Origin of the sequence: Acidocella sp. (genome assembly GCF_028687955.1) — a bacterium.
Taxonomy (GTDB): Bacteria; Pseudomonadota; Alphaproteobacteria; order Acetobacterales; family Acetobacteraceae; genus Acidocella.
This window is the reverse complement of record NZ_JAQTZC010000070.1, coordinates 1-11,382: the sequence shown is the minus strand read 5'-3', so window position 1 is coordinate 11,382 and position 11,382 is coordinate 1. Positions and strand designations below refer to the sequence as shown.

Sequence of the window (11,382 nt, the reverse complement as noted above, 5' to 3'; positions counted from 1 at the left end):
CGAACATCAGCGCAACCACGGTCCCCGCCGGCACCAGCAGCTTCCACCAGGTAATCGCGTTATTGATCTTCAGCACGAGCCTGATCGCCAGCAGGTTGATCCAGAGGAACAGCACCATCAGCGCCGCCGCCGCCGCGAAGCCTTTCATGGTGAGCATGCCGCTCGCCGGATCCACCAGGCCGGAGAAAAAATTATTGCTGTAATTGATCACTGAAACCGCCTCGACCGGCGGGACGGAAATATAGGCGAGAAAATTGATCCAGGTCATCACTTGCGCCGAGAGCCGGCCAAAACAGAGATACGGGAACACGATCACCGCGCCCGGCTGCGGGAACATGGTGGATAGCTCTGCAAACACAAAAGCCAGCAGGAGCACCGCCCCGCCGCCGATCACCCAGGCAATGAGCGAGGCCGGCCCGGCGATTTTCGCCGCGTTCATCGCCCCGAAAAGCCATCCGGACCCTATCATCCCTCCCAGGCTGGCGAATAAGAGGCCAATACGTCCGGCGTCGCGTTTGAGGGCGGGTGCGGGCATAAAATCTCCTGGCCGGGGATGAGTTGGTCCATCCAGGTCTAACCGCGATTCTCCCGCGCGTCGAGCGATTATCGCCAAGGCGGGCACGCTGCGCCCCCGCTCCACCTTTGCCAGCGGCCCATTAGCGCCTACATCTGCGGGCAACATCAGGAGCGGATATATATGCACCCAACACAGATCGCCCGGCACCCCGAAGGTTTCTCAGCACCCGGCGGCACACTCCCGGCCTGGAACCTTGGTGATCTCTACGCCGGGCTGGACGATCCGCGCATCGCCGCCGATTTGCAAAGCGCCCAGGACGCCGCGGCCGCCTTCGAGTCCCGCTACAAAACCCGCCTCGCCGGCCTCTCCGGCGCGGAGCTGGCCGCCGCGGTGCATGAGTACGAGCGCATCTCCGAATCCCTCGGCCGCGCCGCTTCCTTCGCCCAGCTGCTGTTCTCGGCTGACTCCAACAACCCCGCCCACGGCAAATTCTACCAAACCATCTCCGAGCGAGTGACGCTCATCAACACCTCCCTGCTGTTCTTCACCCTGGAGCTCAACCTCCTCCCCGAGGCCGATCTGGCCGCCAAACAGCAGGACCCTGCCTTGGCCCGCTACGCCCCCTGGCTGCGCGACCTGCGGGTCTTCCTGCCGCACCAGCTCTCCGCCGAGCTGGAAAAGCTGCTGATGGAAAAAGACGTCACCGGCCATGCCGCTTGGAGCCGCCTGTTCGATGAGACCACCGCCGCCATGCGCGTGCCGGTCAACGGCGAAGACCTCACCCTCTCCGCCGCCCTGAACAAGCTCTCAGACGCCGAGCGCGCCACCCGCCAGGCCGCCGGCAAGGCGGTTGGCGAGGCGATGGGCCGGACGGAAAAACTCTTTGCCCTCATCACCAACACGCTGGCGAAGGACAAGGAGATTGACGACAACTGGCGCCACTATCCAACCCCCGCCTCCTACCGCAACCGCGCCAACATGGTCGAGGACGAGGTGGTCGAAGCCCTGACCACAGCGGTAAAATCCTCCTATGCCCGCCTCGCGCACCGCTATTACGTCATGAAGGCCAAATGGCTGGGGCTGGACAAGCTCGAATACTGGGACCGCAACGCCCCGCTCCCCGGCGATGATGACCGCGCCATCCCCTGGCCCGAGGCAAAGGAGATGGTGCTTGCCGCCTACGCCCGCTTCAACCCCGCGCTGGCCGCGCAGATCGAGCCGTTTTTCGAGCGGAACTGGATCGACGCCGCCCCCCGCCCAGGCAAATCCGGCGGCGCCTTTGCTCATCCCACCGTTCCCGCCGCGCATCCCTATGTGCTGATGAACTATCACGGCCGCACGCGCGATGTGATGACCCTGGCGCACGAGCTTGGCCACGGCGCGCACCAGCGCCTGGCGGCGGATCAAGGCTATCTGATGTCCGGCACGCCCCTCACTTTGGCCGAAACCGCCAGCGTCTTCGGCGAGATGCTCACCTTCCGCTCCCTGCTGGATGCCGAGTCAGACCCCCAGCGCCGCCGCCTCATGCTGGCCGGCAAGGTGGAGGACATGCTCAACACCGTCGTCCGCCAGATCGCCTTCTACGAATTCGAGCTCAAGGTGCATGCCGAGCGCCGCACCGGCGAGCTGCTCCCCGCCCGCATCGGTGAAATCTGGCTGGAAGTACAGACCGAGAGCCTCGGCCCGGCCTTCACCTTTGCCGAGGAATACCGCCTCTTCTGGGCCTATGTCCCGCATTTCATCCATTCGCCGTTTTACGTCTATGCCTATGCCTTCGGCGATTGCCTGGTGAACGCGCTCTACGCCGTCTACCAGGAGAGCGCGGACAAAGCCGCCTTCGCCGCAAAATACACTGAAATGCTGAAAGCCGGCGGCACCCTGCGCCATAAGGAGCTGCTCGCCCCCTTCGGGCTGGACGCCACCCACCCCGCATTCTGGCAAAAAGGCCTGGACGTTATTTCCGGCTTCATTGATGAGCTGGAAGCGTAATGGCGGAACGCGAAGGCAACATACTGGGTGACATCAGCCGCTTCGCCCGCACCTCGGGCGCCGTCGGCGGCATCGCCGCGCGCATTGCGGGGGAGCGTGTGCTCGGCATTAAAACCGACCAGGCCCGTCACGCCCAGGATTTAAAAGCCGTGCTCGGCGGTCTCAAGGGCCCGATGATGAAGGTGGCGCAGTTCCTCTCCACCGTGCCCGACGCCCTGCCGCCTGAATACGCCGCCCAGCTGGCCGAGCTGCAGGCCAACGCGCCGCCGATGGGCTGGGCCTTCGTGCGCCGGCGCATGCAGAGCGAGCTGGGGCCGGATTGGGAGAAAAAATTCACAACCTTCGGCCACGAGGCCGCCGCCGCCGCCAGCCTCGGCCAGGTCCACAAGGCCACCCTGCCGGATGGCGCCCAGGTCGCCTGCAAGCTGCAGTACCCGGACATGCCCAACATCGTCGAAGCCGACCTGCGCCAGGTGAAAATGGCCATGGCGCTCTACCGGCGCATGGATAACGCCATCATCCAGGACGACATCTACGTCGAACTCTGCGAGCGCCTGCGCGAGGAGCTGGACTACAAGCGCGAGGCCGCGCAGATGTGCCTCTACCGCGCCATGCTGGCGGGCGTCCCGGGCGTGAACGTCCCCGAGCCGGTGGCGCAATACACCACGCCGCGCCTGCTCACCATGAAATGGCTGAACGGCGTGGGGCTGAGCACCTGGCTGGAGGGCAACCCCAGCCTGGAGCAGCGCAACGCTCTGGCCACCGCGCTCTTTCGCGCCTGGTACATTCCTTTCTACCGTTACGGCGTCATCCATGGAGACCCGCATCTGGGCAACTACCAGGTCTCCGAGTCCGGCGGCCTCAATCTGCTGGATTATGGCTCCATCCGCGTCTTTCCGGCCAAATTCGTCGGCGGCGTGCTGGAGCTCTACGCCGCCGTGCGCGACTCCGACTCCGCGCGCGCCCGCCACGCCTATGACATCTGGGGCTTCAAGGGCATCACCGATGAGCAGATCACCATCCTCAACGGCTGGGCGCAATTTCTCTACGGCCCGCTGGTCGAGGACCGCGTCCGCCCCATCGAGGAAAACGGTGACACCCAGTTCGGCCGTTCGGTGGCACAAAAAGTTCATGAGGGCCTGCAACGCACCGGCGGCGTGCGCCCCCCGCGCGAATTCGTCCTCATGGACCGCTCAGCCATCGGCCTCGGCTCGGTTTTCATGCGCCTGCGCGCCGAGCTGAACTGGAGCCGGCTGTTCCATGAGACGGTCGATGATTTCGATCCCGTCCAGCTCACCGCCCGCCAGCAGGAGGCCCTGCGCATTGCCGGGGTGCCGGAGGCCAAGTAATACCAGCGCGCGTGCAACAATCATGACCGAGGGCGTCGATGGCAATTTTTAAACGCGGCCTGCGCGAGGGCTTCATCGCCCGCGCCTACCGGAAGATACTGCATTCCTTCTACGCCAACGATTTATGGATCGACCTGCGCCTGCACGCCAAGCGCGAGGCGGTGGATTATATCGTCGCCAACATGAGCGAGGCGATGGTCCTGCCCGACCGGCTGGATCTGCTTAAATTCGCCCTCTCGCGCGCCCCGGCCGAGGGGCTGGTGCTGGAGTTCGGCGTCGAGAAGGGCGCCTCTTTGCGCCACCTCGCCAGCCTGCGCCCCGGCAATGTTCATGGGTTTGACAGTTTCGAGGGCCTGCCCGGCGACTGGGGCGGCACCAAGGAGGCCGCCGGCGCCTTCACCCTGCGTGGAAAGCTGCCAAAAGTCCCGGCCAACGCCATCCTGCATGTCGGCTGGTTTGACAAAACCCTGCCGCCCTTCCTGGCGGCAAATCCGGCCCAATGCGCCCTCATCCATGTCGATTGCGACATCTACATCAGCACAACCGTCATCTTCGAGCAGCTGCGTCCGCGCATCGGCAGCGGCACGGTCATCGTGTTCGATGAATATTTCAACTACCCAGGCTGGCGCGCGCATGAATACAAGGCGTTCCAGGAGTTCATCGCCGCAACCGGGCTGCGCTATCGCTATCTTGGCTTTTCCGCCGAAAAGGGCCACGTCGCGGTCATCATTCTCTGAATCCCGCCGCACCCCGCCGCGCGACGCCGCGCGACGCCGCCCGCACATCACACTTCCGGCAGGGGCATGTGTGGTAACGCGCGGGCCCGGCGCGTATACTCTTGAATAATTACGCAGCCTCCATCATGGTGTGCTGCAATCGATAGCGTTTTTTAGGGAATGGCCCATGCGTCTAGCTGTTTTGAAAGAACGTCGCGCGGGCGAAGCCCGCGTGGCGGCGACACCGGATACAGTCAAAAAGCTGATTGCTCTTGGCCTCAGCGTCGCCATCGAGGCCGGCGCCGGGTTGCAAGCGGCGATCGCCGATGAGGAATTCGCGGCTGCCGGGGCGCAAATCACCCCTGATGCCGCGGCCGCCCTGAAAGGCGCTGGAATTCTCTTCGCCGTGCAGGCGCCCGAGCCGGAAGTCCGTTCCCTGGTGGAGCCAGGCACCCTGCTGGTCTGCATCATGAACACCTTCGGCAATCCAGAGCTGGTCCCAGCCCTGGCCGCCGCGAAGATTGACGGCGTGGCGATGGAGATGATGCCCCGCATCACCCGCGCCCAGAGCATGGACGTGCTCTCCAGCCAGGCCAACCTCTCCGGCTACCGCGCCCTCATCGAGGCTGCCAACGCCTTCGCGCGCGGCTTCCCGATGATGATGACCGCCGCCGGCACCGTTCCGCCCGCCCGCGTGCTGGTCATCGGCGCCGGCGTCGCCGGGCTGCAGGCCATCGCCACCGCGCGCCGCCTCGGCGGCATCGTCTCCGGCACGGATGTCCGCCCCGCGGCCAAGGAAGAAATCAAATCCCTCGGCGCCACCTATATCGGCGTCGATGACGAGGAGTCAGCCAAGCAGACCGGCCCCTATGCAGGGCAGATGTCCGAGGAATTCCGCAAAAAACAGGCGGACCTCATGGCCGCCACCGTCGCCAAGAACGACATCATCGTCTGCACCGCGCTGGTGCAGGGCCGCAAGGCGCCGGTGATCGTCACCTCCGAAATGGTCGCCGCCATGCGCGCGGGCAGCATCATCATAGACCTCGCCGCCGATTCAGGCGGCAATTGCGCCGATACCGTGCCGGGTGAGACCATCACCACCGCCAACGGCGTCACCATCATCGGCCACCGCAATTGGCCCTCGCGCATCGCCGTCGCCGCCAGCCAGCTCTACGCGCGCAACCTGCTCACATTTATCACGACGTTTTGGGACGAGGATGCAAAAGCGCCCAAGCTCACCGAGACCGACGACATCATCAAAGCTGTGCTGCTGACCAAGGGTGGCCAGGTCGTTCACGCGAATTTCATTCCCGCAGCCGCTTAAAGGGGGGAACCAAACATGACACCAGCCGACTTAGCCGCACAAGCGGCAGACCTCGCGCATCAAGCCTCGATTCTCGCGCAAAATGCCGCCGGCGTCGCCGCCATCGCGGCGCAGAATACGCCACCCGCCGCCCCCTTTGTGTATCTGTTCAGCATTTTCGTGCTGGCGATCTTCGTGGGCTACTATGTGGTGTGGAACGTCACCCCGGCCCTGCACTCGCCCCTCATGGCCGTCACCAACGCCATCTCCTCGGTCATCATCGTCGGCGCCATGCTGGCAACCGGCCTGCAAGGCAGCTCCGTTGCCCATATATTCGGCTTCCTGGCCGTGGTGCTGGTCAGTATCAATATTTTCGGCGGCTTTGTGGTGACCAACCGCATGCTCTCGATGTTCCGTAAAAAATAAGGCGCCCGCCAGATGAACCAGTCGCTTACCTCCTTCGCTTATCTGGTCGCCGCGGTATTATTTATCTTGGCGTTGCGCGGCCTCTCGCATCCAACCACCTCGCGCCGGGGCAACAGGCTCGGCATCATCGGCATGGGCATCGCCATTTTGGCGACCCTGGTGCACAGCGGCATGTCGCTGGGCGGCGTGGCGCTCATCGTGCTCGGCGTCGCCATCGGCGGCGCCATCGGCACCGTCGCGGCGCTGCGCATTAAAATGACCGCGCTGCCCCAGCTCGTCGCCGCCTTCCACTCCCTGGTCGGTCTGGCCGCCGTGTTCGTCGCCGCCTCGGCGCTAAACGCGCCGCAGAGCTTCGGCATCGGCACTACCGGGCATATCCATCTGGAAAGCCTGGTGGAAATGTCGCTCGGCCTGGCCATCGGCGCCGTCACCTTCACTGGCTCGCTCATCGCCTTCGCCAAGCTGCAGGCGTTGATGTCGGGCACGCCGATCACCTTCCGCGGCCAGCACAAGCTCAACCTGGGTCTCGGCATTCTGCTGTTCGTCCTCACCTTGCTGTTCATTGTCTCTGGCGGCAGCAAAATCCTGTTCGCGGCGGTCGCCATCCTGGCGCTGCTCATGGGCTTCCTGCTCATCATCCCCATCGGCGGCGCGGACATGCCGGTCGTGGTCTCGATGCTGAACTCCTACTCCGGCTGGGCCGCCGCCGGCATCGGCTTCACCATTGGCAACATGGCACTCATCGTCACTGGCGCGCTGGTCGGCGCCTCGGGCGCCATTCTGTCCTATATCATGTGCAAGGGCATGAACCGCAGCATTTTCAACGTGCTGCTGGGCGGCTTCGGCAACGCCGGCCCCGAGGCCGTGGCCGGCACCAACTCGGGCGACAAATCGGTGAAAATCGGTTCCGCCGAGGATGCCGCCTTCATCATGAAGAACGCCTCCAAGGTCATCATCGTGCCCGGCTACGGCATGGCGGTGTCCCAGGCCCAGCATGCCCTGCGTGAAATGGCGGACGTGCTGAAGGCCGACAACATCGTGGTCAAATACGCCATCCACCCGGTGGCGGGCCGCATGCCCGGCCACATGAACGTGCTGCTGGCCGAAGCCGGCGTCTCCTATGACGATGTGTTCGAGCTGGAAACCATCAACAACGAGTTCGCCTCGGCTGACGTGGTGTATGTCATCGGCGCCAACGACGTAACGAACCCGGCGGCCAAAACCAACCCGGCCAGCCCGATCTTCGGCATGCCGATCCTCGAGGTCGACAAGGCCAAGACCGTGCTGTTCGTCAAGCGCTCCATGGCTTCGGGCTACTCCGGCGTCGACAACGAACTCTTCTTCCGTGACAACACCATGATGCTCTTCGGCGACGCCAAAAAGATGACCGAGGAAATCGTGCAATCGCTGGATCACTAAAGTCAAGCCGAATGCCGCTAAAAAAGGCGGGCTTCATAGCCTGCCTTTTTTGTGCCGGGGCAACGCCGCCTAAAAATAAACCAGCATAGTGTTTTGCTGTAAAAAAAGGCATAATTTCGCCTGTCTCCCGGCTGGTGGCATTGCTCAACGGTCATCATTTAGGATACGACCATGCAAACCGGCCTAGCCGGGTACTATGTCGGCATGACGGAGAGATACATCTGTGAAGCATTTCAAACGCCTTCTGGTCGCCAACCGGTCTGAAATCGCCATCCGCGTCATGCGCGCGGCGGCTGAGCTTGGTATTCAGACCATCGCCATTTACCCGGAGCACGATAAACTCTCCCTGCACCGGTTCAAGGCGGATGAGGCGTATCTGATCGGCCGCGGCATGGGCCCCATCGAGGCCTATCTCTCTATCGAGGAAGTCATCCGCGTTGCCAAGCAGGCAAACGCCGACGCCATCCACCCCGGCTACGGCTTTCTCTCCGAAAACCCCGATTTCGCCGACGCCTGCGCCGCCGAGGGCATCGTCTTCATCGGCCCCTCACCGGACACCATGCGCCGCCTCGGCAACAAGGTCGCCGCCCGCAACCTCGCCATCTCGGTCGGCGTGCCGGTCATGCCCGCCACCAACCCGTTGCCGGAGGATGCGGCGGAAATCAAACGCCTGGCCGCTGAAGTTGGCTACCCGGTCATGCTCAAGGCCTCATGGGGCGGCGGCGGGCGCGGCATGCGCCCCATCGAGTCCGAGGACACCCTGCTGGAATCCGTCCAGGCCGCCCGGCGCGAGGCCAAGGCCGCCTTCGGCAACGATGAAGTCTATCTGGAAAAACTGGTCCGCCGCGCCCGCCATGTCGAGGTCCAGCTGCTGGGAGATTCCCACGGCAACCTCGTGCATCTCTTTGAGCGCGACTGCTCCATCCAGCGCCGCCACCAGAAGGTCATCGAGCGCGCCCCGGCCCCCTACCTGAACGAGTCCGAGCGGGCCGAAATCTGCAACGCCGCGCTCGCCATTGGCCGCGCCACCCAATACTGCAACGCCGGCACCGTCGAATTCCTGATGGATATGGACACCGGCAAGTTCTACTTCATCGAGGTCAACCCCCGCGTCCAGGTCGAGCACACCGTCACGGAGGTCGTCACCGGCATCGACATCGTCAAGGCCCAGATCCACATCGCCGAGGGCGGCCATATCGGCAACCTGCCCGAAACCGGCGTGCCCGAGCAGCAAAACATCCACCTCAGCGGCCACGCCCTGCAATGCCGCATCACCACCGAGAACCCCGAGAACAACTTCATCCCCGATTACGGCCGCATCACCGCCTATCGCGGTGCCTTCGGCTTTGGCATCCGCGCGGATGGCGGCACCGCCTACGCCGGCGCGGTCGTCACCCGGTTTTATGACGCCCTGCTCGAAAAGGTCACCGCCTGGGCGCCAACGCCCGAGGAAGCCGTCGCCCGCATGGACCGCGCCCTGCGCGAATACCGCATCCGCGGCGTTGCCACCAACCTCACCTTCCTCGAAGCCCTGCTCAACCACCCCGATTTCATCGCCAACCGCTACACCACCCGCTTTATTGACAACACGCCCGAGCTTTTCCAGGTCCGCAAGCGCCGGGACCGCGCGACCAAGCTGCTGCGCTACATCGCGGATGTCACCGTCAACGGCCACCCGGAAACCCGCGGCAAGCCGCTGCCCGCCGCGCATGCCCGCACGCCCGAGGTTCCGCGCTTTGGCCATGAGCGCGCCCCCGGCACCAAGCAGATGCTCGATCAGCTCGGCCCCCAAGGCTTCTCCAGGTGGATGCTTGAGCAAAAGCGCGCTCTGGTGACAGACACGACCATGCGCGACGCGCATCAGTCGCTGCTGGCCACGCGCATGCGCTCGTATGACATTATCACCGCCGCCAAGGCCTATTCGGTCGCCCTGCCGCAGCTCTTCTCGCTGGAATGCTGGGGCGGCGCCACTTTCGATGTTTCCATGCGCTTCCTGCAGGAAGGCCCGTGGGAGCGCCTGCGCGGCATCCGTGAGCTCACCCCCAACCTGCTGCTGCAAATGCTGCTGCGCGGCGCCAACGGCGTCGGCTACACCAACTACCCCGATAATGTCGTCAAATTCTTCGTCAAACAGGCGGCCGAAGGCGGCATCGACCTGTTCCGGGTGTTTGACTGCCTGAACTGGGTGGAGAACATGCGCGTCGCGATCGACGCCGTGGTGGAATCAGGCAAGCTGGCCGAAGGCGCGCTCTGCTACACGGGTGACATCCTGGACCCTAACCGCGCCAAATACTCCCTCAACTACTACGTCGATCTGGCCAAACAGCTGGAGGCCGCCGGTTGCCACATTCTTGCGATCAAGGACATGGCCGGCCTGCTCAAGCCCGCCGCCGCCAGCGTGCTGGTCAAGGCCCTAAAGGAAAACACCGGCCTGCCGATCCACCTGCACACGCATGACACTTCCGGCATCTCCGGTGCCACCGTGTTCGCCGCCGTCACCGCCGGGGTGGACGCTTTTGATGCCGCGATGGACCCGATGTCCGGCCTTACCTCGCAGCCCTGCCTTGGCTCGCTGGTTGAATCCTTGCGCCATACCGAGCGCGACACCGGCCTCGACCCCGGCGCGATCCGCCGCATAAGCTTCTACTGGGAGGCCGTGCGCGGCCAATACGCCGCGTTTGAGAGCGACCTGCAATCCGGCGCCTCGGAAGTCTACCTGCACGAGATGCCGGGTGGCCAGTTCACTAACCTGCGCGAACAAGCCCGCTCGCTGGGCCTGGAGACCCGTTGGCACGAGGTCTCCCGCGCCTACCGCGACGCCAACGACCTCTTCGGTGACATCGTGAAGGTCACGCCCTCCTCCAAAGTGGTGGGCGACATGGCGCTGATGATGGTCAGCCAGAATCTCTCGGCGAAGGACGTGGCCGACCCGGCGAAGGAAATCTCCTTCCCGCAATCGGTTATCGAAATGCTGCATGGCGACCTCGGCCAACCCCCTGGCGGCTGGCCCGAGGCGTTGCAGAAAAAGGTGCTGAAGGACAAAACGCCGGTCACCGTGCGCCCCGGTTCGCTCATCCCCGCGGCGGACATCGAGGCCGTGCGCAAAACCGCAACCGAGCGCTGCGGGATCGAGTTCACCGATCAGATCCTTGCCTCCTACCTGATGTACCCGGAGGTCTTCACCAACTTCAACGCCTCCATGCGCACCTACGGCCCGGTCTCCGTGCTGCCCACACCGGTTTATTTCTACGGCATGAAGCCGGGTGACGAAATTTCGGTCACCCTGGAGGCCGGCAAAACCATGATCGTGAGCCTGCAAACCCTGGGCGCCACCGACGAGGACGGCAACGTGCGCGTCTTCTTCGAGCTCAACGGCCAGCCCCGCGTCATCAGCGTGCCTAACCGCAACGCCATCGCCGCGCGCCCGGCCCGCCGCAAGGCCGACGATGCCGACACAAGGCAGCTCGGCGCCCCCATGCCGGGCTCCATCGCTGCCATCTTGGTGCGCGAGGGCGATCAAGTCACCCAGGGTGAACCCCTGCTCGCCATCGAGGCGATGAAAATGGAAGCCCAACTCACCGCCCCGCGTGATGGGGTGGTCAAATCCATCCTGGTGCGCCCCGGCGAGCAGGTGGACGCCAAGGACCTGCTGATAGAGTTCGT

The 11,382-nt window shown here is 64.1% G+C and carries 8 protein-coding genes; 7 read left to right on the top strand and 1 reads right to left on the bottom strand.

All coding sequences use genetic code 11. The features are described from left to right. Positions 1-535, bottom strand: a 535-nt coding sequence (locus tag PHE40_RS09295) for an APC family permease (protein WP_299961083.1), incomplete at its 3' end; no start/stop codon positions are given. A 162-nt stretch (positions 536-697) separates the two neighbouring features. On the opposite strand from PHE40_RS09295, the gene PHE40_RS09290 reads away from it, so the two are divergent. The 7 genes from PHE40_RS09290 to pyc all read left to right on the top strand — a co-directional run. Further along, entirely contained in the window at positions 698-2,506 is a 1,809-nt protein-coding gene (locus tag PHE40_RS09290) for a M3 family oligoendopeptidase (RefSeq protein WP_299961082.1), read from the top strand. Then, positions 2,506-3,855 carry an AarF/ABC1/UbiB kinase family protein gene (locus PHE40_RS09285; protein ID WP_299961080.1) on the top strand — a complete coding sequence of 450 codons (1,350 nt, stop codon included), beginning with the start codon at positions 2,506-2,508 and terminating at the stop codon, positions 3,853-3,855. Before PHE40_RS09290 ends, PHE40_RS09285 begins: the two co-directional genes overlap by 1 nt. Before the next feature lie 38 nt (positions 3,856-3,893). Beyond that, entirely contained in the window at positions 3,894-4,592 is a 699-nt protein-coding gene (locus PHE40_RS09280) for a class I SAM-dependent methyltransferase (RefSeq protein ID WP_299961078.1), read from the top strand. A 166-nt stretch (positions 4,593-4,758) separates the two neighbouring features. Further along, entirely contained in the window at positions 4,759-5,895 is a 1,137-nt protein-coding gene (locus tag PHE40_RS09275; protein ID WP_299961076.1) for a Re/Si-specific NAD(P)(+) transhydrogenase subunit alpha, read from the top strand. Positions 5,896-5,910: 15 nt separating this feature from the next. Further along, positions 5,911-6,300: a proton-translocating transhydrogenase family protein gene (locus tag PHE40_RS09270; RefSeq protein ID WP_299961074.1), complete on the top strand. Its 390-nt coding sequence runs from the start codon at positions 5,911-5,913 to the stop codon at positions 6,298-6,300. 12 nt (positions 6,301-6,312) lie between these two features. Then, positions 6,313-7,719 (top strand): NAD(P)(+) transhydrogenase (Re/Si-specific) subunit beta, encoded by a 1,407-nt coding sequence (locus tag PHE40_RS09265; RefSeq protein WP_299961072.1) that lies wholly within the window; start codon positions 6,313-6,315, stop codon positions 7,717-7,719. A 280-nt stretch (positions 7,720-7,999) separates the two neighbouring features. Continuing rightward, positions 8,000-11,382, top strand: a 3,383-nt coding sequence (gene pyc / locus PHE40_RS09260; RefSeq protein WP_299961086.1) for a pyruvate carboxylase, incomplete at its 3' end; no start/stop codon positions are given.

Excerpts from the sequence above, each read along its gene's own strand:
- PHE40_RS09290 (WP_299961082.1), top strand. The coding sequence starts at position 698 with ATGCACCCAACACAGATCGCCCGGCACCCCGAAGGTTTCTCAGCACCC.
- PHE40_RS09285 (WP_299961080.1), top strand. The coding sequence starts at position 2,506 with ATGGCGGAACGCGAAGGCAACATACTGGGTGACATCAGCCGCTTCGCC.
- PHE40_RS09280 (WP_299961078.1), top strand. The coding sequence starts at position 3,894 with ATGGCAATTTTTAAACGCGGCCTGCGCGAGGGCTTCATCGCCCGCGCC.
- PHE40_RS09275 (WP_299961076.1), top strand. The coding sequence starts at position 4,759 with ATGCGTCTAGCTGTTTTGAAAGAACGTCGCGCGGGCGAAGCCCGCGTG.
- PHE40_RS09270 (WP_299961074.1), top strand. The coding sequence starts at position 5,911 with ATGACACCAGCCGACTTAGCCGCACAAGCGGCAGACCTCGCGCATCAA.
- PHE40_RS09265 (WP_299961072.1), top strand. The coding sequence starts at position 6,313 with ATGAACCAGTCGCTTACCTCCTTCGCTTATCTGGTCGCCGCGGTATTA.